The sequence below is a fragment of the Mumia quercus genome (assembly GCF_025506335.1).
GTDB lineage: Bacteria > Actinomycetota > Actinomycetes > Propionibacteriales > Nocardioidaceae > Mumia > Mumia quercus.
This window is the reverse complement of the sequence record NZ_JANZYO010000003.1, coordinates 144,106-170,467: the sequence shown is the minus strand read 5'-3', so window position 1 is coordinate 170,467 and position 26,362 is coordinate 144,106. Positions and strand designations below refer to the sequence as shown.

At 71.2% G+C, this 26,362-nt stretch carries 25 protein-coding genes; 8 read left to right on the top strand and 17 right to left on the bottom strand.

All coding sequences use genetic code 11. From position 1 onward, the window contains the following. The first annotated feature begins 55 nt into the window (after window positions 1–55). A complete protein-coding gene (locus NYZ95_RS07375; protein ID WP_372500459.1) occupies window positions 56–931 on the top strand; it encodes an HAD family hydrolase in 876 nt (291 codons plus the stop codon). Window positions 932–1,080: 149 nt separating this feature from the next. Here the strand turns inward: NYZ95_RS07375 and NYZ95_RS07370 are convergent, their stop codons facing one another. From NYZ95_RS07370 to NYZ95_RS07325, 10 genes are all read right to left on the bottom strand, one after another. After that, on the bottom strand, window positions 1,081–2,412 hold the full coding sequence (locus tag NYZ95_RS07370; RefSeq protein ID WP_262850246.1) for a lysophospholipid acyltransferase family protein: 1,332 nt from the start codon (window positions 2,410–2,412) through the stop codon (window positions 1,081–1,083). Beyond that, window positions 2,405–3,388, bottom strand: coding sequence for an NAD-dependent epimerase/dehydratase family protein (locus NYZ95_RS07365; RefSeq protein ID WP_262850244.1), 984 nt, complete (start codon window positions 3,386–3,388; stop codon window positions 2,405–2,407). Before NYZ95_RS07365 ends, NYZ95_RS07370 begins: the two co-directional genes overlap by 8 nt. A gap of 16 nt (window positions 3,389–3,404) precedes the next feature. Continuing rightward, window positions 3,405–3,506, bottom strand: coding sequence for a 30S ribosomal protein bS22 (locus NYZ95_RS07360; protein ID WP_100414870.1), 102 nt, complete (start codon window positions 3,504–3,506; stop codon window positions 3,405–3,407). Window positions 3,507–3,616: 110 nt separating this feature from the next. After that, window positions 3,617–4,807: an acetoin utilization protein AcuC gene (locus tag NYZ95_RS07355; RefSeq protein ID WP_262850238.1), complete on the bottom strand. Its 1,191-nt coding sequence runs from the start codon at window positions 4,805–4,807 to the stop codon at window positions 3,617–3,619. Window positions 4,808–4,871: 64 nt separating this feature from the next. Then, window positions 4,872–5,669, bottom strand: coding sequence for a pyrroline-5-carboxylate reductase (gene proC / locus NYZ95_RS07350; protein WP_262850236.1), 798 nt, complete (start codon window positions 5,667–5,669; stop codon window positions 4,872–4,874). 40 nt (window positions 5,670–5,709) lie between these two features. Further along, window positions 5,710–6,447, bottom strand: coding sequence for an ABC transporter permease (locus NYZ95_RS07345; RefSeq protein ID WP_262850234.1), 738 nt, complete (start codon window positions 6,445–6,447; stop codon window positions 5,710–5,712). 7 nt (window positions 6,448–6,454) lie between these two features. Further along, window positions 6,455–7,189: an ABC transporter ATP-binding protein gene (locus tag NYZ95_RS07340; RefSeq protein WP_262850232.1), complete on the bottom strand. Its 735-nt coding sequence runs from the start codon at window positions 7,187–7,189 to the stop codon at window positions 6,455–6,457. 5 nt (window positions 7,190–7,194) lie between these two features. Beyond that, a complete protein-coding gene (locus tag NYZ95_RS07335; RefSeq protein ID WP_262850230.1) occupies window positions 7,195–7,785 on the bottom strand; it encodes a TetR/AcrR family transcriptional regulator in 591 nt (196 codons plus the stop codon). 50 nt (window positions 7,786–7,835) lie between these two features. Continuing rightward, a complete protein-coding gene (locus tag NYZ95_RS07330; RefSeq protein ID WP_262850228.1) occupies window positions 7,836–8,666 on the bottom strand; it encodes a sugar phosphate isomerase/epimerase family protein in 831 nt (276 codons plus the stop codon). Window positions 8,667–8,696: 30 nt separating this feature from the next. Beyond that, window positions 8,697–9,620, bottom strand: a complete 924-nt coding sequence (locus NYZ95_RS07325; RefSeq protein WP_262850226.1) for a Ppx/GppA phosphatase family protein — start codon at window positions 9,618–9,620, stop codon at window positions 8,697–8,699. A gap of 48 nt (window positions 9,621–9,668) precedes the next feature. Here NYZ95_RS07325 and NYZ95_RS07320 point away from each other — a divergent pair, with 48 nt between their 5' ends. The 5 genes from NYZ95_RS07320 to disA all read left to right on the top strand — a co-directional run bounded on the left by NYZ95_RS07320 (window position 9,669) and on the right by disA (window position 14,177). Next, the gene (locus NYZ95_RS07320; RefSeq protein WP_262850224.1) at window positions 9,669–10,415 is read left to right on the top strand and encodes a DUF3109 family protein; all 747 of its coding nucleotides are present in this window, start codon (window positions 9,669–9,671) and stop codon (window positions 10,413–10,415) included. A gap of 43 nt (window positions 10,416–10,458) precedes the next feature. Further along, on the top strand, window positions 10,459–11,097 hold the full coding sequence (locus NYZ95_RS07315) for a VOC family protein (protein WP_262850222.1): 639 nt from the start codon (window positions 10,459–10,461) through the stop codon (window positions 11,095–11,097). A gap of 63 nt (window positions 11,098–11,160) precedes the next feature. Further along, a complete protein-coding gene (locus tag NYZ95_RS07310; RefSeq protein ID WP_262850220.1) occupies window positions 11,161–11,607 on the top strand; it encodes a hypothetical protein in 447 nt (148 codons plus the stop codon). 60 nt (window positions 11,608–11,667) lie between these two features. Beyond that, on the top strand, window positions 11,668–13,068 hold the full coding sequence (gene radA, locus NYZ95_RS07305; protein ID WP_262850218.1) for a DNA repair protein RadA: 1,401 nt from the start codon (window positions 11,668–11,670) through the stop codon (window positions 13,066–13,068). A gap of 20 nt (window positions 13,069–13,088) precedes the next feature. Then, complete coding sequence (disA, locus tag NYZ95_RS07300) at window positions 13,089–14,177, top strand: DNA integrity scanning diadenylate cyclase DisA (RefSeq protein ID WP_262850216.1); 1,089 nt, start codon at window positions 13,089–13,091, stop codon at window positions 14,175–14,177. Window positions 14,178–14,198: 21 nt separating this feature from the next. Here disA and NYZ95_RS07295 read toward each other — a convergent pair whose 3' ends face one another. Continuing rightward, window positions 14,199–14,936, bottom strand: coding sequence for a hypothetical protein (locus NYZ95_RS07295; protein WP_262850214.1), 738 nt, complete (start codon window positions 14,934–14,936; stop codon window positions 14,199–14,201). Between the two features lie 46 nt (window positions 14,937–14,982). Here NYZ95_RS07295 and NYZ95_RS07290 point away from each other — a divergent pair, with 46 nt between their 5' ends. Further along, a complete protein-coding gene (locus tag NYZ95_RS07290; protein ID WP_262850212.1) occupies window positions 14,983–15,867 on the top strand; it encodes an iron-sulfur binding domain-containing protein in 885 nt (294 codons plus the stop codon). 68 nt (window positions 15,868–15,935) lie between these two features. Here NYZ95_RS07290 and NYZ95_RS07285 read toward each other — a convergent pair whose 3' ends face one another. Then, window positions 15,936–18,470 carry an ATP-dependent Clp protease ATP-binding subunit gene (locus NYZ95_RS07285; RefSeq protein ID WP_262850210.1) on the bottom strand — a complete coding sequence of 845 codons (2,535 nt, stop codon included), beginning with the start codon at window positions 18,468–18,470 and terminating at the stop codon, window positions 15,936–15,938. A 270-nt stretch (window positions 18,471–18,740) separates the two neighbouring features. Between NYZ95_RS07285 and NYZ95_RS07280 the strand changes: the two genes are divergently transcribed. Continuing rightward, entirely contained in the window at window positions 18,741–19,688 is a 948-nt protein-coding gene (locus NYZ95_RS07280) for a class I SAM-dependent methyltransferase (protein ID WP_262850209.1), read from the top strand. 12 nt (window positions 19,689–19,700) lie between these two features. Here the strand turns inward: NYZ95_RS07280 and NYZ95_RS07275 are convergent, their stop codons facing one another. The 5 genes from NYZ95_RS07275 to NYZ95_RS07255 form a co-directional block, all read right to left on the bottom strand. Further along, a complete protein-coding gene (locus NYZ95_RS07275; RefSeq protein ID WP_262850207.1) occupies window positions 19,701–21,374 on the bottom strand; it encodes a glycosyltransferase family 61 protein in 1,674 nt (557 codons plus the stop codon). A gap of 38 nt (window positions 21,375–21,412) precedes the next feature. Beyond that, a complete protein-coding gene (locus NYZ95_RS20380; protein WP_262850205.1) occupies window positions 21,413–23,554 on the bottom strand; it encodes an acyltransferase family protein in 2,142 nt (713 codons plus the stop codon). A gap of 92 nt (window positions 23,555–23,646) precedes the next feature. Further along, the gene (locus tag NYZ95_RS07265) at window positions 23,647–23,988 is read right to left on the bottom strand and encodes a histone-like nucleoid-structuring protein Lsr2 (protein ID WP_262850935.1); all 342 of its coding nucleotides are present in this window, start codon (window positions 23,986–23,988) and stop codon (window positions 23,647–23,649) included. A gap of 57 nt (window positions 23,989–24,045) precedes the next feature. Next, the gene (gene lysS / locus NYZ95_RS07260) at window positions 24,046–25,551 is read right to left on the bottom strand and encodes a lysine--tRNA ligase (protein ID WP_262850203.1); all 1,506 of its coding nucleotides are present in this window, start codon (window positions 25,549–25,551) and stop codon (window positions 24,046–24,048) included. Window positions 25,552–25,582: 31 nt separating this feature from the next. Continuing rightward, entirely contained in the window at window positions 25,583–26,350 is a 768-nt protein-coding gene (locus NYZ95_RS07255) for a type III pantothenate kinase (RefSeq protein WP_262850201.1), read from the bottom strand. Between the last annotated feature and the right edge of the window lie 12 nt (window positions 26,351–26,362).

Sequence of the window (26,362 nt, the reverse complement as noted above, 5' to 3'; positions counted from 1 at the left end):
GTCTGGCACAGACAGGTGGGTCCGCGGCGGCTGCATGATCGGTAGTCTCGTGGCCGTGGAAGCGAACGGCTACCGACCGCCCCGCAATCTTCGTGCGCGCTCGATGCTCGCTGGTGAGGCGTCTGCTGCTGCCGCCGAGGTCGAGTCGACCTTCGACGTGCCGCCCGATCCGGAGGCGGCCGCCTTCTTCGACGTCGACAACACCGTGATGCAGGGCGCGTCGCTGTTCCACCTGGCCCGCGGGCTCTACAGGCGGCGGTTCTTCACCACCCGCGAGCTCGCCAGCGCGGCGTGGAAGCAGGCGTACTTCCGCTACGTGGGTGTCGAGGACCCCGAGCACGTGGAGTCCGCGCGGGCAGCGGCACTGGCGTTCATCGCCGGTCATCCGGTCAGCGAGCTCGAGCAGGTCGGCAACGAGATCTTCGACGAGACCATGGCCAGCCGCATCTGGCCCGGGACGCGGGCGCTCGCGCAGCGTCACCTCGACGAGGGGCAGCGGGTCTGGCTGGTCACGGCCGCGCCGGTCGAGATCGCGCGCATCATCGCGCGACGCCTCGGGCTGACCGGGGCGCTCGGCACCGTCGCCGAGTCCGTCGACGGCGTCTACACCGGCAGGCTCGTGGGCGACATGCTCCACGGTCCCGCCAAGGCGGACGCGATCCTCGCGCTCGCCAGGGACGAAGGACTCGACCTCGCACGCTGCTCCGCGTACTCGGACTCCTTCAACGACCTCCCGATGCTCTCCCTCGTCGGCCGCCCCTGCGCCATCAACCCCGACGCCCACCTGCGCGACCACGCACGGCGCGAGGGCTGGGAGATCCGCGACTTCCGTACGGGTCGCCGAGCCGCGCGGGCAGGGCTCATCGGCGCCGCCGTCGCCGGCGCTGCCACCGGCGCCGCGCTGGGCGCCGTCCGCTCCCGCCGCCCCTAGCCTCCCCCCCCCGCTCGCGAGAGACCTCCCGCCCCCTCGCGAGAGGGTTCTGCCCCACCGGCGAGAGAGTGTCGCCGTACCGGCGAGAGGCGTCTCTCGCGAGTACGCGCGAGGTCTCTCGCGAGTACGCGCGAGGTCTCTCGCGAGCGTTAGATGAAGGGGTGGCCGCGGTCGACCAGGAGGGCGTACAGCGTCTGCTGGATCGTCTCGCGCACCTGGTCGGTGACGTTGAAGACGAGCATCGGGTCGTCGGCGGCCTCGGGTGGGTACGCGTCGGTACGGATCGGGTCGCCGAACTCGATGATCCACTTGCTCGGCAGCGGGACCAGTCCGAGCGGGCCGAGCCACGGGAAGAACGGGGTGATCGGCATGTAGGGGAGGCCGAGCAGGCGCGCCAGCGACGGCACGTTGCCCACGAGCGGGTAGATCTCCTCCGCGCCCACGATCGAGACCGGCACGATCGGCACGCCGGCGCGCATCGCCGCGGAGACGAAGCCGCCGCGGCCGAAGCGCTGCAGCTTGTAGCGCTCGCTGTACGGTTTGCCGATCCCCTTGAAGCCCTCGGGCCACACCCCGACGATGTGCCCCTCGGCGAGCAGGCGCTCGGCGTCCTCGTTGCACGCCAGGGTCGCCCCCATCTTGCGGGCGAGCTCGCCCACGAACGGCAGGGTGAACACCAGGTCGGCACCGAGGAGCCGGAGCGTACGGTGCGCGTGGTCGTTGACGATGAGCGTCGTCATCGCGGCGTCGACCGGGATCGTGCCCGAGTGGTTCGCCACGACGAGCGCTCCCCCGTCGGACGGGATGCGCTCTGCCCCGCGGACCTCGATCCGGAACCACTTCTCGGCGATCGGCCGGAGCGCGGCCATGCCGATCGCGTGCAGCTGGGGGTCGAGACCGAAGGTGTCGACCTCGTAGTCGCCGGTCAGGCGCCGGCGCAGCTGCGCCAGGAGCTGCGCCGCCTTGGCCTCCCAGTCGTCGCCGAGAACGGTCTGGGCGCCTTCGGTCAACGCGCTGACCCAGTCGGAGAGAGGGATGCCGGGACGAGCGTCTCCCTGGTCGTCCGAGGGCTCGTCGGCGTCGTGGATCAGCTCGAGGCGCGGGACGGGCGGCGTCGGCGCAGGCGGCTCCGGCGGTGACGCCGTCGGCTCCTCCTGGGGCGTCACCGCGATGATCTCGACCGGGCTCCCGAGGGGAGGCACGTCGGCCTTCGGGGCGATCTGGACCGTCGGCGTCTCGGGCTCGACCGACGCGGGCTGTACGTCGAGCTTCTTCGCCGCCTTCTTGGCCGGCGCAGCCGTCTTCGCAGTCTTCTTGGCCGGCGCAGTCTTCTTGGCCGGCGCCGCCTTCTTCGCTGCCGCCTTCTTGGCGGAGCCACCAGCGAGCGAGCGCGCCGCCGACGACGGCGTCGACTTGCCCGTGCCCCGGCCAGGACGCCCACGGGTCCCCAGGGGAGCGTCGTCCTTCGGCTCGTCAGCCACGCGCACCTCCCAGTGCTGAGAGGACGCCCGGCTCGATCGCCTCGGCGAACGCGTCCAGGGTCTGAGGAGTGGAGTAGAGGACCTCGTAGCCGAGCTCGCGCTCGAGCTTGCTGCCGTCGACCACCCGGCCGTACATGAACAGCCGGGACAGCTCGGGCGTGAAGTCGGAGCTCATCAGCCGCACCATGCGCTCGGTGACCCCGTTAAACCCGACCGACGGCAGCCGCAGCAGCGGTCGGCCGAGCCGGCGACCCATCTGGCTCAGCGTCAGCACACCGGGGCCGACGACGTTGAACGCGCCGGTCACGTCGCCGGTCGCGGCGAGGGCCAGCACGTTGAGCGCGTCGTAGGGGTGCAGGAACTGCAGGCGCGGGTCGTAGCCCAGCATCGCCGGCAGCACCGGCAGCTTGAGGTACTCGCTGAACGGCGACAGCACGTCCGCGGCGAGCACGTTGCCGAGCCGGAACGTCGACACCGCCACGTCGGGGCGGCGCCGCCCGAACCCGCGGACGTACGCCTCGACGTCGACCGCGTCCTTCGGGAAGCCGACGGCGATGCCCGAACGGGCCGCCATCTGCTCGGTGAACATCGCCGGGTTGCGCGCCGACGTGCCGTACACGGCGGTCGACGACTGGACGACCAGCCGCTCCACCGTCCGGGAGTTCTGGCAGGCGGCCAGGAGCTGCATCGTCCCGATGACGTTGATCTCCTTGACCGCGCTGCGCGACCCCAGCTGACGCTGCGGCGGAGCGACGTTCATGTGCACCACGGTGTCCACGTCCTCGACCGCGAGGACCTTGCCGACGACCGGCGTCCGGATGTCGGCACGCACGAACTTGATGCCGTGCATGTCACCGCTGGGCGGCGAGACGTCGAGTCCCACCACCTTGTCCACCCCAGGCGTCACGACGAGACGGCGCGCGAGCCTCGAGCCGAGGTCGCGCGCGACGCCGGTCACCAGGACGACGCGGCCCATCGTGATGCGGGGAGGACTACTTGCCGAGCTTGCGACGCTGGACGCGCGTGCGCTTCAGAAGCTTGCGGTGCTTCTTCTTCGACATCCGCTTGCGGCGCTTCTTGATGACAGAACCCACGGTTCACCTTCTCTGAGTCTCACGCGTGCCCCGGACGTGGGACAGCACCAGCCAAGGGTACGGGCAGCGCGGGCACGAGCGCCAAACGCCCCTCCTGACCGGGCGAGGGATCACGGCATCGGGTCGAGGCCCCAGAACGGGAAGATCTCGTTGCGGGTGGCGAGGATCTGCCGGTCGAGCCAGCTCGCCGGGTCGTAGCCCTGGGCCCAGTCGCGGTACGAGGTCGAGCGTCCGTCGGTCATCCGCAGCGGCGCGCTCCCGCCGCCCTTGATCTCGACGACGCGCTTGCGCCACGCCTCGGGGGTGGGGGTGTCGGGATCGATCGGGTGGCCGGCGACGATCGCCATCAGGTGCGCCCAGGCACGCGGGACCACGTCGAGGACGGCATAGCCGCCCCCTCCGTACGCGACCCAGCGCCCCTCGCAGACCTCCTCGGCGAGGTCGCGCAGCGCCACGTACGACGCCCGCTGGCCGTCGACGCTCAGCATGAGGTTGGTGAGCGGGTCGTCCATGTGGGAGTCGCACCCCTGCTGGGTGACGAGGACGTCCGGCTTGAACTCGCGCACGACCTGCGGGACGACCGCGTGGAAGGCGCGCAGCCAGCCGGCGTCGGAGGTGCCGGGCGGCAGCGCCACGTTGACGGAGGTGCCGACGGCGTCACCGCTGCCGGTCTCGGAGGGCAGGCCCGTGCCGGGGAAGAGCGTCTGCGGCGTCTCGTGCAGCGAGACCGTCAGGACCCGGGGGTCGTCGTAGAAGACCGCCTGGACGCCGTCGCCGTGGTGGGCGTCGACGTCGACGTACGCCACCCGCTGAGCGCCGTTGTCCAGCATCCAGCGGATCGCGACCGCGACATCGTTGTAGATGCAGAAGCCGCTGGCCCGGTCGGGCATCGCGTGGTGCAGCCCGCCGCACACGTTGAGCGCGTGCAGGCTGTCGCCGGTCCACACTCGCCGGGCGGCCTCGACAGACGCGCCCACGATCAGCGCGCTCGCAGCGTGCATGTCGGCGAAGGCCGGGTTGTCCTCGGTGCCGATGCCGACCGACGGGTCGGGGTGTGAAGGGTCGGCGCTCACCGCACGCACCGCCTCGACGTAGCGCGGCGTGTGCACCGTCTCGAGCAGCGCGTCGTCAGCCGGCTCCGCACCCACGCGCACCAGGTCGTCGCCGATCACGCCGAGCTCGGTCGCGAGGTCGAGCGCGAGGTCGACCCGGATCGGCGCCATCGGGTGCGAGGGCCCGAAGTTGTAGCCCGTCAGACGGTCGTCGCAGACGATGCTGGCGCGCCCGGGTGCGTGATCCATGCCACCCAGCGTAGCCCCGGTGTGAGCGGCGTCTCGCCCCTCTCCCGTCCCGGGGTCGACGGCGTCAGCCGCCGATCTCGCTCGAACGGTCACGAGCCGCCCTGGTCGCGCTGAGGAAGGCCGCGCGGATGCCGCGGGCCTCGAGCTCGGCGAGCGCCGCGGCCGTCGTCCCGCCTGGGGAGGTCACGCGCTCGCGCAGCACCGCCGGGTGCTCGCCGGTCTCGGCCGCGAGCCGCGAGGCGCCGACGAAGGTCTGGACGGCGAGCTCGGTCGAGGTCGTCCGCGGAAGACCGAGGTGGACGCCCGCCTCGATCAGCGCCTCGATCGCCAGGAAGACGTACGCAGGCCCTGACCCCGAGATCGCCCCGGCGGCGTCCTGCAGGTGCTCAGGGAGGCGGACGACCGACCCGACGGCGCTCATGATCTCCTCCACGACACCGAGCTGCGCGTCGTCGCAGTAGGCACCCGGCGAGATCACGGACACGCCCGCTCCGACCTGGGCCGGGGTGTTGGGCATGACGCGCGCGACGGGGGTGCCCTCAGGGAGCGCCGACTCCAGGCGCGCGGTCGTGAGCCCGACGGCGAGCGAGACGACGAGCGCGTCCGGCCGCAGCCGGGGGCCGATCTCGGTGAGCACCCCGTGCACGTCGTACGGCTTGACGCCGACGAGCACGACGTCCGCCTTCGCCGCAGCCGTGACAGCGTCGGTGACCTCCACGCCGTACGAGGAGCGCAACGCCTCCGCGTGCTCCGGACGGCGGACCGCCAGCACGAGGTCAGCAGGCGCCCACCCCCGTGCGAGCATCCCGGAGACGATCGCCTCCCCCATCGCGCCGGCACCGACGACCGCAACTGTGCTCATGGTCTGAGGATAGGGGTGCGGACGCGGGCGCGTTCTCGGCTCAGGGCGTACGCCGACGCAGCGTCGCCGCGCCGAAGAGCAGCCCTGCGACCACGAAGCCGACCAGCACCAGGACGTCGACCGTGAGGTCCCCCGTCCAGTCGGCGTGCGTCGCCACCTGCGCGGCGGCGTCGACCGCGTACGTCAACGGGGTCACCCACGACACCCACTCGAGCACGTCCGGGAGCTGGTGGGTCGGGACGAGCAGCCCGCAGACGAGCAGCTGAGGGAGGACGAACGCCGGCATGAACTGGACGGCCTGGAACTCCGTCGCCGCGAACGCCGACAGCGACAGCCCGAGCGCCGTCCCCAGCAGCCCCGAGAGCACCGCGACGCCGACGAGGCGACCCATGCCGCCCTCGACGTCGAGCCCGAGGAGCCACACCGACAGACCCGCGACCAGCGTGCCCTGCAGGAGCGCGACGAGCCCGAAGGCGAGCCCGTAGCCGACCAGGAAGTCGAGCTTGGCCATCGGCAGCGTGAACAGCCTCTCGAGCGTCCCCGACGCCCGCTCCCCCAGCGTCGTGATCGAGGTGACGAGGAACATGACGACGAAGCCGAAGACCCCGAGCAGCTGCGGGCCGATCCGGTCGAACAGCGCGCCCGCGTCGGAGTAGACCCACCACAGCAGCGTCATGAGGACGCACGGCACCACCAGCATGAGCGCCATCGTGCGGCGGTCGTGCCGCAGCTGGGTGAGCACCCGCACAGCGACAGCGGCGGTGACGCGGCCGGTCATCGGGGCGTCACCTCTGCGCCTCGGCGACGAGGGCGAGGAACGCGGCCTCGACGTCGGTCGTGCCCGTACGGCTCAGCAGCCCGGCCGGGGTGTCGGTGGCCAGCAGCGCGCCGTCGCGCAGCAGGAGCAGCCCGTCGCACCGCTGCGCCTCGTCCATGACGTGGCTCGAGACCAGGAGCGCGGTCCCGTCCTCGGCGAGGCGGGCGAAGAGGTCCCACAGGCGTACGCGGAGCACGGGGTCGAGGCCTACCGTCGGCTCGTCCAGCACGAGCAGCCTCGGAGACCCGAGCAGCGCGATGGCGAGCGACACCCTGCTGCGCTCACCACCGGAGAGGTGGTCGACCGGCGTCCCGGCGTACCGGTCGAGGTCGACCAGGCTCAGCACGCGGTCGACCTCGTCGGCGGAGCACCCGAGGACCCGCGAGAAGAAGCGGAGGTTGTCGGCGACGGTGATGCCGCCGTAGACGCTCGGGCTCTGCGTCATGTAGCCGACGCGGTCGCGCAGCGACGGCGACCCTGCGGGCTCCCCCAGGACCTCGACACGACCGCCTGCGACGCGCTGCACGCCGACGACCGCCCGCATGAGCGTGGACTTGCCGGAGCCCGACGGCCCGAGCAGCCCCGTCACAGCCCCCTCCGGGACGGTGCACGACAGTCCGGGCAGGACGTCTCGTCCCCGCCGGACGACGTGGAGACCGTCGATGACGACGGCGTCGCGCTGCCCGGCCGGGGCCTCGGTCATCGCGCCTACTGGCCTTCGTCCCCGGTCAGGGCGAGGTAGCCCTGCACCGTCGGACCCACGACCTCTGCGATCGTGTCGACCGGCAGGGAGGCGACGGGCTCGACCTCCAGCAGGTAACGGGCCGTGAGCAGGCCCAGCATCTGCGTCAGCAGCAAGGCGGAGGTCAGCGGCGGAGCGTCCGGGCAGTGCTTCTCGACCAGGGCGGCGACCTGTCCCTTGAGGACCAGGTCGCGGGCGATCTCTCCCTGCTCGACGCTGCCGAGCCCGCTGCGGGTGGCCGCGACCACGGCCTCCCGGTTGGCGGGATCGTCCCAGCACGACAGCAGCGCGTGGACGAAGGTGCGCCCGACCTCGTCGTACGGAGCCTCGAGCACCGGCTCCATCACGTCGCTCATCCCGCGCGGGAGCGCGAGCGCGGCGGCAACCAGCCGCTGCTTGTCTTTGAAGTAGTGGTGCACCAGCGCCGGGTCGACGCGCGCGCGCCGCGCGACGGCGCGGATCGACGTCCCGTCGTACCCACGCTGCGCAAGCTCTGCTCGCGCAGCCGCGACGATCTCGCCACGCGTGTCCGGAGCGCCCGGCCGCCTACCCGCCATGCGCGAAGCGTACGACTCGACGCGGTCACCTTCGCGACGAAATGCACCGGTCAGGGATCGGTAGACACCACGGCGGACGCCAGGTGGAGCCGGGTGAACGCGAGCGCCTCGGCCAGATCGGCCTCGCGCTGGGCGCGGTCGGCGGCCTTGCGCGTCGTGACCTCGACGGCCACGTCACCGGCGTACCCCTGCTCGGCGAGACGGCCGAGCAGCTCCCCGACGGGCTGATGACCACGGCCGGGCACCAGGTGCTCGTCACGCGCGGATCCGGTGCCGTCGCCCAGATGGACGTGCGCGAGCCTGCGCCCGAGATCGGCGGCCATCTCCAGCGGGTCTGTACCCGAGGTGGCGCAGTGCGAGACGTCCAGCGTGACGTTCTCGTACCCCAGCACGACCGGGTCCCAGCCCGGGGCGTACGCCTGGAACTCTCGACGGCCCGTGCGCCAGGGGTACATGTTCTCGACGGCGAACACGACGCCGGTGCTCTCCTCGAGCCGGGCCACGCCCTCCTCGAACGCCCGCGCGTACTCGCGCTGCCAGCGGAACGGAGGGTGGACGACGACGAGGCCGGCACCGCACGCGCGCGCCATCTCCGCGCTCTTCTCCAGCTTGACCCAGTGGTCGGTCCCCCAGACGCGCTGGGTGATGAGCAGGCAAGGGGCATGGACGGAGAGGACAGGGACCTCGTACTGCTCCTGGAGCCCGACGACCGCGTCGATGTCCGCGCTGGTCGCGTCGGTCCCCACCATCACCTCGACGCCGTCGTAGCCGAGCCGCCCGGCGATCTCGAAGCCGACCTCGGTCGACTCCGGGTAGACCGACGAGGTCGAGAGCGTCACCCGTGCGGACGGCACGGAGACGAGTGGTGCGGGGTCCGTCACGGCTCCAGGTTACGCGGTGTCACCACGGACTCACATGTGGTCGTGACGCTCGAGCAGGACACCTTCGCGCAGTGCCCACGGGCAGATCTCGAGCTCGGGGAGCTCGAACAGATCCATCACCGCGTCGGCCACGACGGCCCCCGCCACCATCTGGTGGGCGCGGTTCGCGGAGACGCCGGGCTGCTGCGCGATCTCGGCCAAGGACATCGTCCGCAGCTCCTCGAGCTGCGCCCGCAGCACGTCGTGGCGCAGCACCCGCCGGGCGTACGGGCCGGCCTCCGAGGGCGCGGCACCGGAGAGCCGGGCCAGCGAGCGGAAGGTCTTGCTGGTCGCGACCACGTGGTCGAACCCGCCGCCCCGGCGCAAGGTCCCGGCGGACTCGGCGATCTGCTGGCGGACGAACAGCCGCAGCGCCTCGTACTGGTCGTCGGTCGGCACACCCTCGGGGAACCACTCGCGCGTCATCCGTCCGGCCCCCAGCGGCAGCGATGTGCACACCTCAGGGGTCTCGTCGCGCCCCGTGGCGATCTCGAGGGAGCCTCCGCCGATGTCGAAGACCCCGAGCCGCCCGGACGACCAGCCGAACCACCGTCGTACGGCGAGGAACGTCAGCCGCGCCTCCTCGTCGCCCGAGAGCACGTCGAGCCTCACACCCGACTCCGACTCGACCTTGGCGAGGACGGCGTCGGCGTTGACCGCGTCGCGCACGGCGGACGTCGCGAACGCGATCACCTCGGCGCACCCCTTCTCGGCGGCGACGGCACGTGCCTCGTCCACGAACCGCACGAGCGCCTTGACCCCACGGGCGTCGACCGCGCCGTCGTCGTCGAGGTGCTCGGCGAGCCTCAACGGCTCCTTGTAGGTGAAGGCGGGCAGCGGAGGCGCACCGCGGTAGGCGTCGACCACGAGCAGGTGGCCCGTGTTCGAGCCGATGTCGAGGACTCCGATGCGCATGCTTCGAGCGTACCGACCAGAGCTGGTGAATCGTTCTATGGTGGAGACGTGCCCGAGGTGATGCTCGACTTCCCCCGTACGTGGGTCGAGTTCGCCGACCCCGCGGACGACGACCAGGTGTTCCGCTGCGACCTCACGTGGCTCACGTCACGCTGGACCTGCATCTTCGGCAACGGGTGCCGCGGGATCTACGCCGACGCGCCCGACGTGGGCTGCTGCACGCTCGGCGCGCACTTCGCCGACGACGAGGACTACGAGCGCGTCGCCCCGTACGTCGCGAAGCTCGGCCGCAGGGACTGGCAGCACCGCAAGGAGGGTCTCGCCCACGGGTGGACCGAGCGCGACGAGGACGGCGAGCTCAAGACACGTACGTACGAGGGCGCCTGCATCTTCCACAACCGCGAGGGCTTCGAGGGCGGGATCGGCTGCGCCCTGCACAAGTGGGCGCTCGACCATGGCGAGTCACCGGTCGCGGTGAAGCCCGACGTCTGCTGGCAGCTGCCGATCCGCCGGCAGTTCCGCGAGGTCGACCGCGGCGACGGCACCTCGTACACCGAGGTGGCGATCGGGGAGTACACCCGCGCGGGCTGGGGACCCGGCGGTCACGACCTCGACTGGTACTGCTCGGCCAACACCGAGGCTCACGTCGGCCGCGAGCCGGTCTACGTGAGCAACGCCGACGAGCTCACCGCACTGATGGGCCCGAAGGGCTACAAGAAGCTCGTCGCGCTCTGCGAGGAGCACCTCGCGGGCGACCACCGCCGTACACGACACCGCGCCGACCCTCGCCCCTGACCCCCTGCCTGTCCGGAATGTGTCCCGGGTCACAATGGCGCACATGCGACTGGACCACCTCTCGTTCGCCGCCGGCCCGGACGGCCTGGCCGCGACCACCGACCGGCTCGGGGCGCTTCTCGGCGCGCAGTTCCTCGACGGCGGCAACCACCCCCGCTTCGGCACCCGCAACATGATCTTGCCGCTGGCCGGCGACCAGTACGTCGAGGTCGTCGCGGTGCTCGACCACCCGGCGTCGGACAAGGCCCCGTTCGGTCAGGCCGTGCGCGCTCGGACCGATCTCGGCGGCGGCTGGCTCGGCTGGGTCGTCCGCGTCGACGACATGGCACCGGTCGAGCGGCGGATGGGACGGCACGCGGTCCCGGGCAACCGCCGCCGTCCTGACGGGTTCAACCTGGAGTGGAGGCAGATCGGGGTGCGCGGCACCCAGTCCGACCCCCAGCTGCCGTTCGTCGTCCAGTGGGAGGTCCCCGACGAGGAGCACCCCTCGCGCAGCGGCCCGGCGACGGTCGCGCTCTCCTCGCTCGAGATCGCCGGCTCGCCCGACCGCGTCACCCAGTACCTGGGCGAGTCCGTCCTCGACGCTCTCACCGACGTCGACGTGCGGTGGGTCGCCCCGAACGGCATGCCCGGCATCGTGGCGGCGACCTTCGTCACCCCGGGCGGCGAGGTCCGGATCTGACCTGGTTGAACTGAGTACGACAGCGGATGGTCCACGGCTCAACCGGGTCACACTCTGGAATGCATGAGCAGTGTCCTCGGATTCACCGGTCACCTCGGTGCGGCCACGACCGTCGTGGTGTCGATGGCCGTCACGTCGGTGCTCGGTGCCGTCGGGATCAACCTGCTCGTCTCGCAGAACGCCGATGCCGCGGGGTACGACTCGGCAGCGGTGATGGCAACGGTCGTGGCGCTGTGCTGCTTCGCCGGCGCGCTGGCGCTGATGCGGCAGACGGGACGGCTCCGTCCTGCGCTGTGGGGCTACCTGCCGGGTCTGCTCGCCGTGCTCACCGCGGGCCTGCTCGTCAGCGAGGGAAGCGTCCGGGCGGCCGAGGGCGCCGTCTCTCCCCTGCTGGGCCTTCTGCTCCTGCTCGTCCCGTCGACCTGGTTGCCGATCTACGCCGCGGTCCGCGCCCACCTCGAGACGCGCCGCGAGGACGTCAGCGCCCGTTCGTGGCGCGGGCGACTGTGATCCACAGGGTTCGGGCGAGCCGCTGCCGGCGTGTCAGCCCTCTCGCCTAGCGTGTCGCCCATGGCGAGGAGCACGACGACGTTCCGCTGCAGCGAGTGCGGCTGGACGAGCGCGAAGTGGGTCGGACGGTGCGGCGAGTGTCAGGCCTGGGGCACCGTAGACGAGGTCGGCGGCGCTACGGCCCAGCGGACGGCGTCGACCTCCGTCACCCGTGCCGCGCAGCCGATCGCCCAGATCGACGTCGAGACGTCGCGCTCTCGGCCGAGCGGGATCGCCGAGCTCGACCGGGTCCTCGGCGGCGGGTTCGTCCCCGGCGCGGTCGTCCTTCTCGCGGGCGAGCCGGGAGTCGGCAAGTCCACCCTGCTCCTCGAGGTCGCCGCGCGATGGGCCCGCGGGCTCGCGACCACGCTCTACGTCTCCGGAGAGGAGTCCACCGCGCAGATCCGCCTGCGGGCCGACCGCACCAAGGCGATCCACGACAGCCTCTACCTCGCGGCCGAGACCGACCTCGGCGCGGTGCTCGCGCACATCGACGAGGTGAAGCCCTCGCTCCTGGTGCTCGACTCCGTGCAGACCATCGGGTCGAGCAGCATCGACGGCGTCCCGGGCGGCGTCACCCAGGTCCGCGAGGTGGCCTCGACGCTCATCCAGGTCGCGAAGACCCGCAACATCCCGACCGTCCTCGTGGGGCACGTCACCAAGGACGGCGCGATCGCCGGACCCCGGGTGCTGGAGCACCTCGTGGACGTCGTCCTCCAGTTCGAGGGCGACCGCAACACCAGGCTCAGGCTCGTCCGGGCGGTCAAGAACCGCTTCGGCCCGGTCGACGAGATCGGCTGCTTCGACCTGTCCGAGGAGGGCATCGTCGAGGTCCCCGACCCGACGGGCCTCTTCGTCTCGCGGCACCACCAGCCGGTCTCCGGCACCTGCATCACGGTGACGATGGAGGGACGGCGACCGCTGCTGGCCGAGGTCCAGTCCCTCGTCTCCCCGACCGAGCTCCCCCAGCCGCGACGGGCGACCAGCGGCCTCGACAGCTCCCGCATGGCCATGATCCTCGCGGTGCTGTCGCGTCGCTGCGGCCTCGTCCTCGGCCGCAGCGACGTCTACGCGGCCACCGTCGGCGGCGCCCGACTGAGCGAGCCCTCTGCCGACCTCGCGACCGCCGTCGCGGTCGCCTCTGCCGCCACCGACACGATCGTCCCCAGCGACCTCGTCGCGCTCGGCGAGGTCGGGCTGGCCGGCGAGGTCCGCCGCGTCACCCACCTCGGCCACCGGCTCCGTGAAGCCGCCCGGCTGGGCTTCCGCCGCGCCCTCGTGCCCCGCGACGGCGCGGACGCGACCGCGGACGCACGGAAGGTGCCAGGCCTCGCCGTCGTCGCGGTCGACGACCTGGCGGGCGCGTTGCGCGAGCTCGGCATCGGTGCAGGCACCAGCCACTACACTGATCGCAGTCATTGAACCAATCTCGCGGGGGAACTGTGTCGATCAACGATCGGGCCGGCGGTACGCCGTCGATCCTTCGGGCGACCCTGGCCTCGGTGGCTCCCGGCACGGCGCTGCGCGAGGGCCTCGAGCGCATCCTGCGGGGACGCACCGGCGCGCTGATCGTCCTCGGTCAGGATCGCGACATCGAGGCGCTGTCGACCGGCGGCTTCGTCCTGGACGTGCCCTTCACGCCGACGGCCCTGCGCGAGCTCGCCAAGATGGACGGCGCCATCATCCTCGACAAGGGCGCCACCCGGATCCTCCAGGCCGGCGTCCACCTGATGCCCGACCCCTCGATCCCGACCCACGAGACCGGCACCCGCCACCGCACGGCCGACCGTGTCGCTCGACAGACCAACGTCCCCGTCATCTCCGTCTCGGCGTCGATGCACATCATCGCGCTCTACGTCGACGGCACCCGCCGGGTGCTCGAGGAGGCCGGGGCGATCCTCGGCCGCGCCAACCAGGCGCTCGCCACGCTCGAGCGCTACAAGCTGCGTCTGGACGAGGTCTCCGGTGCGCTCTCGGCCCTGGAGATCGAAGACCTCGTGACCGTACGCGACGTGGCCGCGGTCGCGCAGCGCCTCGAGATGGTGACCCGCATCGCCGTCGAGATCGAGGACTACGTGCTCGAGCTCGGGACCGACGGCCGCCTGCTGTCCCTCCAGCTCGACGAGCTCGTGACCGGCGTCGAGGCCGAGCGTGAGCTGATCGTCCGCGACTACGCCCCCTCCGGGCGCCGCGGCAAGCCGCCGGTCGAGGTCCTCGCCGACCTCTCGGCGATCGTCTCCGGCGACCTGGTCGACCTCTCGGCGATCGCGCGCGCCCTCGGCCTCGGCACCGGCGAGCACCTGGAGTCGGCGGTGTCCCCGCGCGGCTACCGCCTGCTCGCGAAGGTCCCACGGCTGCCCAACAGCGTCATCGAGCGGCTCGTCGAGCACTTCGGCACCCTCCAGAAGCTCCTCGCGGCGAGCATCGAGGACCTCCAGGCCGTGGACGGGGTCGGGGAGCTGCGCGCCCGCAGCGTCCGCGAAGGGCTCTCGCGCCTCGCCGAGTCGAGCATCCTCGAGCGCTACGTCTGACCGCCCGGAGCCGCTCTCGCCTCAGGGAGTCGGCGCGGTGGTCGGGCTCGCGGAGGGCTTGGCGCCCGGTGTCGTCGCCGTTGCTGTGGGCGTAGGGGTCGGCGTCGGGGGCGCGGTGAGGGTGAACGCACCGATCGCGGCCTCACCACCGAGCAGCGCGGCCTTCGCCTTGTACTCCCCGGGCTTCGCAAAGGCTCCCGGCTCGTCGCACGTGTCTCCGTCGGCGCGTCCGCTCCACCCGATGTCCACCACCGTGGCCCACGTCGGGTGCACGTCGACCGTACGGCCCTCGACGCGGTCGCAGTTCTGCGTGTCCCACACCTTGCCGTCGGCGTCGGTGACGGCGAGGACGAACGTCGTCGGGTCGATCCGCACGGTGCACGGGTCCTTGGAGGAGCTGACCACACGGAGCGTCACCGGGACCGCGCGCCCCGCCAGCGTCCCTGCGGCGACCGACGGCACGACCTGGACCGACTCCGGGGCGCAGGGTCCGGCGACCGCGCCGAGCTGGACGGCGACCTCGACGTCCTTGGCCTTGCGGTCGCGAGGCGGAGGCGTCGTCGGGGTAGGGGTGGCACCGGCTGCGGTCGGCGTAGGCGTCGGGGTCGGCTCGGGCGCGTCCGCGTCGGCGTCGTCTCCCCCGCCGATCACCCGGGCGGCCAGCCAGACGAGCAGCAGGACGACGACGGCCACGACGACCCGCCGACGCCAGTAGACGCCGGGGGGCAGCTTGCCCGCAGGCCGCATCACGGAGCTCACGCCCACACGCTAACCGTCACCGCCCTCGTGACAGGATCGACTCGCCATGGTCGCCCCGAGCTCCTCACCACTGCACACCGCCGTCGTCGACTGGTTCGCCGCGCACGCCCGCGAGCTGCCCTGGCGTCGACCGTCGACCACCGCGTGGCACGTGCTGGTCTCGGAGATCATGCTGCAGCAGACGCCGGTCGAGCGCGTCGCCCCGGTCTACGACGCGTGGGTACGCCGATGGCCGACCCCGGCCGACCTCGCAGCCGAACCAAGCGGCGAGGCCGTCCGCGCGTGGGGCCGCCTGGGCTATCCGCGCCGGGCGTTGCGCCTCCACGCAGCGGCGACGGCGATCCGCGACCACCACGACGGCGTCGTCCCCGACGACCTCGACACCCTGCGGTCGCTGCCGGGGATCGGCGAGTACACCGCCGCAGCCGTCGCCGTGTTCGCCTACGGCCACCGTCACGCCGTGCTCGACACGAACGTCCGACGGGTCCTCGGGCGGCTCCTCGGCGGGGATGCGCTCCCTGCGCCGGCGATCACCGCCGGCGAGCGCGCCCGTGCGGTCGCCGTCCTGCCGGAGGACGAGGCGACCGCCGCGCAGTGGTCGATCGGTCTCATGGAGCTCGGTGCGCTGGTCTGCACCGCGCGCTCGCCCCGCTGCGGCGACTGCCCCGTACGCACGTGGTGCCGATGGCACGAGGCGGGCCGGCCGGCGTACGAGGGGCCGGCGAGACGGGCCCAGGCCTACGCGGGGACCGACCGCCAGTGCCGGGGCCGGCTCCTCGCGGTGCTGCGCGAGTCGGAAGGACCGGTCGCAGGTGGGGCCTTGCGGGCGGTCTGGGACGACGCGACGCAGCGTGAGCGCGCCCTCGACGGGCTGCTGGACGACGGGCTCGTCGTGCTCGCCGGCGACGACGTCTACGCACTGCCCGGCTGAGCCACCCTCGGCCCCGACATGACGAAGGGGACCCCTCTCGGGATCCCCTTCGTCGAGTCGTGCGTGACTCAGCTGGCCGCGGCACCACCGTTGGTGCCACCGTTGCCGCTGCCGGCAGCCGCCTCGAGCGGCGTGTCGGGCAGCTCGGCCTTGGCCTCGCCCTTGAACGTGAACGTCGCGCTCGGGCCCTCGCCCTCGACGTCGACCAGCACGATCTGGCCCGGCCGGACCTCGCCGAAGAGCAGCTTCTCGGCGAGGGTGTCCTCGATCTCGCGCTGGACCGTACGGCGCAGCGGACGGGCACCGAGCACCGGGTCGAACCCACGGGCCGCAAGGAGGTTCTTGGCGGCCGGCGTGAGCTCGAGCGCCATGTCCTTGTCCTTGAGCCGCTTCTCGACCGAGTCGAGCATCATGTCGACCATGTCGATGATCTCGTCCTGCGTGAGCGGCGGGAACACCACGATCTCGTCGACACGGTTGAGGAACTCGGGACGGAAGTGCTGCTTGAGCTCCTCCGACACCTTGGCCTTCATCTTGTCGTACGAGCCCTGGACGTCGCTGGCCTGGCTGAAGCCGAGGTTGACACCCTTCGCGATGTCACGCGTGCCCAGGTTGGTCGTCATGATGATGACGGTGTTCTTGAAGTCGACGACCCGGCCCTGCGAGTCGGTGAGCCGACCCTCCTCCAGGATCTGCAGGAGCGAGTTGAAGATGTCCGGGTGGGCCTTCTCGACCTCGTCGAACAGCACGACCGAGAACGGCTTGCGGCGCACCTTCTCGGTGAGCTGGCCACCCTCTTCGTAGCCGACGTAGCCCGGAGGCGAGCCGAACAGCCGCGAGACGGTGTGCTTCTCGGAGAACTCGCTCATGTCGAGCTGGATCAGCGCATCGTCGTCACCGAAGAGGAAGTTCGCCAGTGCCTTGGACAGCCACGTCTTGCCGACGCCCGAGGGGCCGGCGAAGATGAACGACCCGCCGGGGCGGCGCGGGTCCTTGAGGCCCGCACGCGTACGCCGGATCGCCCGCGACAGGGCCTTGATGGCCTCGTCCTGGCCGATGACGCGCTTGTGCAGCTCCTGCTCCATGTTGAGCAGACGCGCCGACTCGTCCTCGGACAGCTTGACGATCGGGATGCCGGTCGCGAGCGCGAGAACCTCGGCGATGAGCTCCTCGTCGACCTCCGCGACCTCGTCCATGTCACCGGCACGCCACTGCTTCTCGCGGTCGGTCTTGGCCGACAGGAGCTCGCGCTCCTCGTTGCGCAGCGACGCGGCGGACTCGAAGTCCTGGACGTCGATTGCGTTCTCCTTGCGGCGGCGGACGTCGGCGATCTTGTCGTCGAAGTCGCGCAGGTCCGGCGGAGCGGTCATCCGACGGATGCGCAGCCGCGAGCCGGCCTCGTCAACGAGGTCGATGGCCTTGTCGGGCAGGAACCGGTCCGAGATGTAGCGGTCGGCCAGCGTCGCCGCGGAGACGAGCGCCTCGTCGGTGATCGTCACCCGGTGGTGCGCCTCGTAGCGGTCACGCAGGCCCTTGAGCATCTCGATCGTGTGCGCGATCGACGGCTCGGCGACCTGGATCGGCTGGAAGCGGCGTTCCAGCGCGGCGTCCTTCTCGAAGTGCTTGCGGTACTCGTCGAGCGTCGTCGCGCCGATGGTCTGCAGCTCACCGCGGGCCAGCATCGGCTTGAGGATGCTCGCCGCGTCGATCGCGCCCTCGGCCGCGCCGGCTCCGACGAGGGTGTGGATCTCGTCGATGAACAGCACGATGTCGCCGCGGGTGCGGATCTCCTTGAGGACCTTCTTGAGGCGCTCCTCGAAGTCACCGCGGTAGCGCGACCCGGCGACGAGCGCACCGAGGTCGAGCGTGTAGATCTGCTTGTCGCGCAGGGTCTCGGGGACGTCGCCACGGACGATGTCCTGAGCGAGGCCCTCGACGACCGTCGTCTTGCCGACGCCGGGCTCGCCGATGAGGACGGGGTTGTTCTTGGTACGGCGCGACAGCACCTGCATCACGCGCTCGATCTCCTTCTCACGCCCGATGACCGGGTCGAGCTTGCCCTCGCGGGCAGCCTGCGTGAGGTTGCGACCGAACTGGTCGAGGACCAGCGAGCTGCTCGGGGCGGACTCGCCGGCCGGTGCACCGGAGGAGGCGGTCTCCTTGCCCTGGTAGCCCGACAGCAGCTGGATGACCTGCTGGCGCACGCGGTTGAGGTCGGCGCCGAGCTTCACGAGCACCTGGGCGGCGACGCCCTCGCCCTCGCGGATCAGGCCGAGCAGGATGTGCTCGGTGCCGATGTAGCTGTGGCCGAGCTGCAGCGCCTCGCGGAGGCTGAGCTCGAGGACCTTCTTGGCACGCGGAGTGAACGGGATGTGGCCGCTCGGCGCCTGCTGGCCCTGGCCGATGATCTCCTCGACCTGCTCGCGGACGGCTTCGAGCGAGATGCCGAGGTTCTCCAGCGCCTTGGCCGCAACGCCCTCACCCTCGTGGATGAGACCAAGAAGGATGTGCTCGGTGCCGATGTAGTTGTGGCTGAGCATGCGCGCCTCTTCCTGGGCGAGCACGACAACACGACGGGCGCGGTCGGTGAACCTCTCGAACATGCAACTCCCCTTGATCCGAGACCCTTCTCCAGGTCGGGTCTCTCAGTCCGTTCCATGCTAGTCGTGACCGCCAACGGCGGTGGCACGCCTGAGCACGCGGGATTTCCCTGATTACAAGGGATCTCGGGCCCTGACCCTTCCGTTGTTCACGCAGGGCGAACACCACCGGCGGCGCTGTTCGCCGAGGGCGAACAAATCGCTGGTAGCGTGAGCGCCGTTCCGCCAGAAGGCGGAGACCTCTCGGCGTCCGTCCCCCAGGTGGAGTTGCAGATGAGCATCCGAAGCACCGTTCGTTCCCGTCTCGAATCGGTAGTCGGAGAGGAGCGCGCCCGCTCGGCGGCACGTACCGAGCGCGCCGTCCGCACGCGCCTCGCGCGCGCGATCGCGCCGCCCCCGCCGAAGAAGAAGAAAAAGAAGCGCCCGAAGCCGGCCGCCGCCGTCCCGCGGCCGAACGAGCCGTACACGCCGCACCCGACGCCGACCATGTCGCGGCACCAGCTGCTCGCCGGGCTGCACGAGCGCCTCCAGCCCCGTACGTACCTCGAGATCGGGGTCCGCAACGGTGAGAGCCTCGCGCTGTCGTCCACGCGCTCGATCGGCGTGGACCCGGCGTACAACGTCGATCGCGAGATCCAGGCCGACGTCCAGCTCGTCCGCACGACGAGCGACGAGTTCTTCGCGCGGGAGGACCCGCTCGCCCACTTCAGCGGCGTACCCGTCGACCTCGCCTTCATCGACGGCATGCACCTGTCGGAGTTCGCGCTTCGCGACTTCCTCAACACCGAGCCTCACATGGCGCGGACCGGTGTCGTCGTCCTCGACGACATGCTTCCCCGCAACGCGACCGAGGCCGCACGGGACCGCCTCACGAGCTCGTGGGCGGGCGACGTCTACAAGGTCGCCGAGATCCTGCGGCGCAACCGCCCCGACCTGCTCGTCCTCCTCGTCAACACCTCTCCGACGGGGACGGTCGTCATCGTCGGGCTCGATCCCGCCAGCGCCGTCAAGGACGCCGTCTACGAGGCGGAGGTCGCGTACTGCCTCGCCCCCGACCCCCAGGAGGTGCCGCAGGGCTACCTGGACCGGTCCGAGGCCGTGAACGCGAAGGAGCTCCTCGGGCTCAGCGTCTGGGAAGAGCTGGCGAAGCGGCGCGACGACAGCGAGCCGGCCCTCGACGACCTCTGGGAGCAGCTGCGAGGGCTCGCGACGGGGCGGTGAGCGCCCGCGCGCTCACAGCGCGTCGAGCACCTTCCGCAGGTCCGCGCCCTCGGCGTCCAGGTCGAAGGTGAAGCCCGACCCGAACGCCGCCGCCGACCAACCCCCGTCGGGGTGCTCGATCTCGGAGCGGCTCCAGATGACGTCGAGGGAGTGGCCCCGCGCCGCGGCGATGAAGAACTCGTTGCGAGCCGTGTAGGCCTCGGGCGAGATGATGATGCCCTTCTTCGGCTCGTCGCAGAAGGCGAGGGTGAACAGCGCGCTCCCCGCGAACCCTGCGACGACGTCGGCGGCACGGAAGAGCGCGGTCTGCTCGGGGACGGAGTGCTCCTCGGGGAAGATCACCTCGAAGCCGTACTCGGCGAACAGCCGCTCGACCTCGTCGGCGTTGCGGCACGACCGCTTGAGCGTCGGCCGACGCGAGCAGAAGATCCGGCGAGGACGCTCACGCTCCTCGGCGTGCTCGAGGAGCCCGCGACCGATCCGGTCCCACACCTCGGTGATCGCCGGGTTGACGTAGTACGAGCCCGACAGCATCGGGGTCGCGGCGTAGAGGCGTTCGGGGCGTACGGGCGCATCGAAGACGTGGACGTCTCGCGGCTCGATCCCCATCGCCCCGAGGATGTCGACCTCGAAGGGCAGCAGCTCCTGCGGCTTTCGGCCCCGCTGCAGCGTCAGCAGGACCTTGAGGTCGGGCTCGAGCTCCCTCGCGCGGTCGTACGCCCACAGCCGCGAGATCTGCTCGGTCATCAGGTGGCCGTAGTGACCGGGCCACTCCGAGTCGAGGTAGAAGTACGCACCGGGAAGATCGACCGGGGTGCCCCCGAGCCGCTTCGGCGTGGCGAAGTCAGGGAGGACCTCGTCGACGTAGGTGTTCGTCGTCCGGGTGGCCGGGAAGTGACGGTAGGTGTCGGGGAGGAGAACACCGTGGCTCTCCACGATCTGGCCGCGGCGGCAGGTCGGCCGGTGGTACGTGCGCAGCTGGTGGATCGGGACGGCGTACTCCGGCCGGATGCGAGGGTCGGGCGTCGACGCGTTGTCGTGGTACTCGCACCGCGACACGAGCGTCGTCGCGGGGAGCTCGGCGACGACCCGGCCGAGGTCCGGCCTCGACGCGAGAAGGTTCCCGACCTGGCTCTCGCGGATCTTGGAGCGGAACCTGCGGCCGGTCGTCGCGACGACGAGCCCGTCACGCCGCTCCCACCCGCTGACGGCGGCAGCGAGGCCCCGCGGTGCGCCCGCGGTCTCCTCCTCCGCACCATCGCGCACGGCCTCGAGCTGCGCGAGCAGCGACGGCAGGCCCTCCGTGCCGGCGTCCTCCGGGACGGAGGCCACGTACGTCGCGTCGCGCCGCAGCAGCGGGAAGGTGCGCAGAAAGGTCGTCGGCTGCTCGGCCGGCGACGAGAGATCGACGACGACGGCGAACGGGCCGGCTGCGGTCAGCCGCGTGTGCTCGGCAAGGCTCTGCGTGCCGCCCGGCGTCACGACGACGCCCCGCTTCGGCCAGCGTGCGCGGAAGAGGTCGGCCAAGACCTCGGCGTCGTCACCGCCGCAGACGAGGATCTGCTGTCGGGGGCGCTCTTCGAGGGCCCGGCGCACCTCGCGGAACTCGTCCGCGAACGGTCGCCGCGCCGCGGCGGCCGGGATTTTCGCGCGCGACCGCTGGAGCCGACGGAGCGCATTGATCATGGGGACATTGAACCAGGTGGGTGAGCAGGTCCCGGGGCTCACCACCAGCGAGCGAAGGCCCGGCGAAGCCTCTGGTCGAACGCGTCGGTCGTCGTGGCCACGTACGTGGCGGTCAGGTGGCTGGCGTCGAAGTAGACGGTGACGCCTCCGACCACCGCGGGACAGCGCCGCTCGCGGCAGATCTGGTCTGCCATGTCGATCAGCGCGACCCTTCGGCGCGGGATCCGCGTGAGCGCCTCGACGGTGGGGTCGGGGCGCTCGGCCGCCTCCCTCGAGCGTCCGCACCGGCGGTAGTCGCTCTCGGTGGCGAGGCACTCCGGGACCGCGTAGCCGAGGGCGGGGTTGTCGCGGACCACCGCGACGCGAGCACCGGCGCGCGTCAGGCGCTTGAGCACGCGGGAGTAGCCGTCGGCGTAGGGGCCGACACTGTCCTCGCGCGAGCGCCCCTCGGCGGAGGCGGCCATCATGTTGCTCATCACCACGGCGTCGAACTCCTCCGACGAAGCACGCCGGGCGACCTCGTCACCCCAGTCGAAGCACGCCTGCGACTGCGCCTCGGTGTCGAAGTGCAGACGGGTGTTCGTGAGCGCGCACCGCGAGGCGAGGAAGGTGACGATCCGCCACTCCCGCTTCTCGGCGATGCGTTCGAGCGCGGGCAGCCACTGGCCTGCGTGGGAGTTGCCGACCAGCGCGATCGTCCGCCGCGGGTCCGGCGAGCCGAACTCGCAGCGGATCACCTCGTAGTCCGGGAGGTTGGCGAAGCACTCCTTCCCGCCGGACACCGACGCGTACGCGTTCGCCTTGTCGTTCGGCGCATCGGCAGGTGTGGGAACGATCGGACCTGAACGGGTGGCGACCTCGCACGTCGGATCGGTGAGGGCCGCCGCACCGAAGCACGGGGCCCCCTCGGCCAGCGCGCGTTCCCGGGCTTCGCGGGAGACGCCTTCGCGATGGTCGACCTCGGCGAGCTGGGCAGTGGCGAGGGCGACGACGACCGCCATCCCCGCGGCCGACGCCAGATAGGTCGGCCAGAGCGCGCGCGCCCACGAGGTCCGCCGGAAGGGGTCCTCGACGAACCTCTTCGTCCACGCGGCGAGCACGAGGCTGGCGACGAGGACGGCCGCCTTGTCCAAGAGGCCCAGCTCTCCCCCGCTGGCGTACGGCACGAGGACGACCAGCGGCCAGTGCCAGAGGTAGACCGAGTACGACACGTCGCCCAGCCACTGCACGGGCCGCGCCGCCATCGGGCCGGCAGGTGAGAGCCGGCCACGAGGTGCGCGGGCCGCGATGACCGCCACGGTGCCGAGCACGGGAAGAGCCGCCTGCCATCCCGGGAACGGCGTGGAGCCGTCGTAGGAGATCGCGGCCCAGAGGACCGCTGCCAGGCCGGCCCACGCGAGCACCGCACGAACGCCGACCGGCACCGAGAACGCCGCGCCGTCCTCACGCCGGTCCCGGGTCGCGAGCATCGCCACGAGCACGGCGAGCAGCGCCCCGGCCCCGAGCTCCCACATCCTCGTCGGCGTGACGAAGTACGCCCGCGCCGGCTCGGTCGCGGTCAGGTGGACCGAGTAGACGAACGAGGCAGCCACCCCGAGCCCCAACCCCGCGAGCAGCACCGCGTTGCGCGGGAGCCGGAGACCTCGTGCGAGGACGATCAGCAGGAGGATCACGATCGGCCACACGAGGTAGAACTGCTCCTCGACCGACAGCGACCAGTAGTGCTGGACGGCCGTCGGGGCGTTCTCCGAGGCGAGGTAGTCGACGGAGTCGGCTGCGAGGACCCAGTTGACGACGTAGAGGGTCGCCGCCCGCACCTGCGTGGCGGTGCTGGCCCACACCGTCTCGGGGGCGATGAGCCGCGCCGCGACGAGGGTCACCCCCAGGACGAGGAGCGAGGCCGGGAGGAGCCTCCGCGCGCGTCGGGCCCAGAACTCAGCGAGGTCACGCCCCGACCGGGGCGGCCGACGGAGGAGGTGGGTCGTGATCAGGTAGCCGGAGATCACGAAGAAGACGTCGACGCCGATGAATCCGCCGGTCAGACGTCCGGGCCACAGGTGGTAGACGAGGACCAACGAGACGGCGACCGCGCGCAGAGCCTGGATGTCGGCGCGGAGCCCGGTGCTGGGCTTCGTCACGCCGGGCGAGGTCGGTCCACCGAGGATCGTGGGAGTGGACACGCGCGACTGACCTCGGGGGCTCGACGAGAAGAGGATTCAGCGATGATAGACGGCCCGGTCACGGCCCCCTGTCGTGACCGGGCGTCTCGGGCTCAGCGTGCGGCTTCGTAGGCGGACCGGATCTCCTCCGACACGCGCCCGCGCTCGGACACCTCGTAGCCGTTGTCGCGTGCCCACGCCCGGATCTCGGACGCGCTGCCTGCACCGGCGCTGCGGCGACGACCCGAACCGCCGCCCGTCGACGCCTTGCGGCGGCCGCCGCGAGCCTTGCGCGCCTCAGCCACGTACGGCGCAAATGCGTCGCGCAGCTTCTTGGCATTCTTCGTTGAGAGGTCGATCTCGTACGAAACGCCGTCGAGCGCGAACGAAACGGTCTCGTCCGCCGTTCCTCCGTCGATATCGTCGACGAGGATCACCTGAATTTTTTGCGCCATGGCAGGCACAATACGCCCTGCATGAATTCCCGACAATATCGGGGTCGGGAATTCTTGTCAGGCCTCGCGCGACGCCGGGAAAAGAATTGCCTCGCGAATACCGACGCCCATCAGAAGCATCACCAGGCGGTCGACGCCCAGGCCCATGCCACCGGCCGGCGGCATCCCGAACTCCAGCGCCCGCAGGAAGTCCTCGTCGACCTCCATCGCCTCGGGGTCTCCTGCCGCCGCGAGTGCCGCCTGCTCGGTCAGCAGCTCGCGCTGGAGGACCGGGTCGTTCAGCTCGGAGTAGGCGGGGGCGAGCTCGACACCGTTGATGATCAGGTCGAACGCCTCGGCCAGACCCGGCTTGCTGCGGTGCGGCTTGGCGAGCGGGCGCACCGACTGCGGGTAGTCGGCGACGAAAGTGGGCTGGATGAGCGTGTGCTCGACGAGCTTCTCGAAGAGCTCGAGCACGATCTCACCGGCGCCCCACCCGTCGCGCAGGGCCACCTCGTGCTCGGCCGCGATCTTGCGCAGCGTCTCCTCGTCGGTCTCGAGCGTGACCTCCGCACCCACGGCCTCGGAGACGAGCTCGTGGATGCTCGCCCACCGCCACTCGGCCTCCAGGTCGATCTCGCTCCCGTCCCGTCCGGTGACGACCGTGCGGCCGACCGCACGGGCGGCGTCGCGGACCAGGTCGCGGAGCAGGTCGGCCATGGTGTGGTAGTCGCCGTACGCCTGATAAGCCTCGAGCATCGCGAACTCGACATTGTGCGTGTTGTCGACGCCTTCGTTACGGAAGGTCTTGGCGATCTCGTAGACGCGGTCGACACCACCGACCAGCGCGCGCTTGAGATGAAGCTCGAGCGCGATGCGCAGAAGCATCTCCTGGTCGAATGCATTCATGTGGGTCGCAAATGGACGGGCTGCCGCGCCGCCGTTGGTGAACTGCAGAACCGGCGTCTCGACCTCGATGAATCCGCGCGAATCGAGCGTGCGACGCAGCGACTGCAGAATCTTCGCCTTTGCACGGACGACCTCGCGCGCCTCGGGCCGCACGACGAGATCCACGTAGCGCATCGTCGCCCGCAGCTCCTCGGACAGCGGGTTGTGCTCGTTGGGGAGCGGTCGCAGAGTCTTCGCGGCGACCTGCCACGAGCGCACCTGGATGGACAGCTCACCGCGACGGCTGGTCACGACCTCACCCTCGACGGCGAGGTGGTCGCCGATGTCGACGAGTCCCTTGAAGTCGGCGAGCGACTCCTCCCCCACCTCGGCGAGCGAGAGCATCGCCTGGATCTCCGAGCCGTCGCCCTCGCGCAGCCGGACGAAGCACAGCTTGCCGGTGTTGCGGAGGAAGATCACGCGTCCCGCGGTCGCGACGGTCTCACCGGTGTGGGCGTCCGGGCCGAGCACCTCGGCGTCGTGCGCGGCGACGATCTCACGGATCGTGTGGGTGTACGGGACGGTGAGCGGGTACGGGGAGACACCCTTGTCGAGCATCCGCTGACGCTTCTCGCGCCGGACGCGCATCTGCTCCGGGAGGTCGTCGGCGGGCACGGCGGAAAGGGCGTCGGTCATGCGTCCAAGGGTAGACGGCGCGCCTTCGCGGCTAGGCGTTGCGTGCGGCCACGATGCGCAGGCCGATCAGGGTGAGGTCGGGCTCGTGGTGGGTGATCGTCGTGCACTCCCCCAAGACGACGTCGGCGTGGCTGCCGGTCGCGACGACCGTCACGTCGTCACGGTCGAGCGCACGGGCCATCCGCGTCACGATCCCGTCGACGAGGCCGGCGAAGCCGAACACCATGCCCGACTGGATCGCCTCGACCGTGTTCTTGGCGATCACCCCACGCGGACGGGTGAGCTCGACGGAGCGGAGCTGGGCCCCGCGACGCGCCAGCGCGTCGAGAGAGATCCCGACGCCCGCCGCGATCGAGCCGCCGACGTAGCGGCCCCGCTCGTCGATGACGTCGAACGTCGTCGCGGTGCCCAGGTCGACGACGATGCACGGGCCGCCGTACAGCTCTCCAGCCGCCACGGCGTTGACGATCCTGTCCGCCCCGACCTCGCGGGGGTTGTCCATGAGGATCGAGACTCCCGTACGGGTGCCGGGCTCCACGATCGAGACGGTGCAGTCGTCGTAGTGGCGTCCCAGGAGCGTCCGCATCTCGTGCAGGATCGCCGGGACCGTGCAGGACAGGGCGACCGCGTCGACACCGGCGATGTCCCGCTCGGCGAGGAGCCCACGGATCATGAGGTGCCACTCGTCCGCCGTACGGGTGTCGACCGAGGCGACCCGCCAGCTCGCCACCAGCCGCGACCCGTCGAACACACCGACCACGGTCTGGCTGTTGCGGACGTCGAGACAGAGCAGGCTCACCGCTCCATCATG

What these genes read in the sequence shown, in the direction of transcription:
- proC (WP_262850236.1), bottom strand. Translation starts at nt 5,669, where the DNA reads ATGAGCACAGTTGCGGTCGTCGGTGCCGGCGCGATGGGGGAGGCGATC.
- NYZ95_RS07365 (WP_262850244.1), bottom strand. Translation starts at nt 3,388, where the DNA reads ATGGGCCGCGTCGTCCTGGTGACCGGCGTCGCGCGCGACCTCGGCTCG.
- NYZ95_RS07275 (WP_262850207.1), bottom strand. Translation starts at nt 21,374, where the DNA reads ATGATCAATGCGCTCCGTCGGCTCCAGCGGTCGCGCGCGAAAATCCCG.
- NYZ95_RS07340 (WP_262850232.1), bottom strand. Translation starts at nt 7,189, where the DNA reads ATGACCGAGGCCCCGGCCGGGCAGCGCGACGCCGTCGTCATCGACGGT.
- NYZ95_RS07265 (WP_262850935.1), bottom strand. Translation starts at nt 23,988, where the DNA reads ATGGCGCAAAAAATTCAGGTGATCCTCGTCGACGATATCGACGGAGGA.
- NYZ95_RS07335 (WP_262850230.1), bottom strand. Translation starts at nt 7,785, where the DNA reads ATGGCGGGTAGGCGGCCGGGCGCTCCGGACACGCGTGGCGAGATCGTC.
- NYZ95_RS07345 (WP_262850234.1), bottom strand. Translation starts at nt 6,447, where the DNA reads ATGACCGGCCGCGTCACCGCCGCTGTCGCTGTGCGGGTGCTCACCCAG.
- radA (WP_262850218.1), top strand. Translation starts at nt 11,668, where the DNA reads ATGGCGAGGAGCACGACGACGTTCCGCTGCAGCGAGTGCGGCTGGACG.
- NYZ95_RS07285 (WP_262850210.1), bottom strand. Translation starts at nt 18,470, where the DNA reads ATGTTCGAGAGGTTCACCGACCGCGCCCGTCGTGTTGTCGTGCTCGCC.
- NYZ95_RS07280 (WP_262850209.1), top strand. Translation starts at nt 18,741, where the DNA reads ATGAGCATCCGAAGCACCGTTCGTTCCCGTCTCGAATCGGTAGTCGGA.
- NYZ95_RS07325 (WP_262850226.1), bottom strand. Translation starts at nt 9,620, where the DNA reads ATGCGCATCGGAGTCCTCGACATCGGCTCGAACACGGGCCACCTGCTC.
- NYZ95_RS07290 (WP_262850212.1), top strand. Translation starts at nt 14,983, where the DNA reads ATGGTCGCCCCGAGCTCCTCACCACTGCACACCGCCGTCGTCGACTGG.
- NYZ95_RS07310 (WP_262850220.1), top strand. Translation starts at nt 11,161, where the DNA reads ATGAGCAGTGTCCTCGGATTCACCGGTCACCTCGGTGCGGCCACGACC.
- NYZ95_RS07355 (WP_262850238.1), bottom strand. Translation starts at nt 4,807, where the DNA reads ATGGATCACGCACCCGGGCGCGCCAGCATCGTCTGCGACGACCGTCTG.
- lysS (WP_262850203.1), bottom strand. Translation starts at nt 25,551, where the DNA reads ATGACCGACGCCCTTTCCGCCGTGCCCGCCGACGACCTCCCGGAGCAG.
- NYZ95_RS07315 (WP_262850222.1), top strand. Translation starts at nt 10,459, where the DNA reads ATGCGACTGGACCACCTCTCGTTCGCCGCCGGCCCGGACGGCCTGGCC.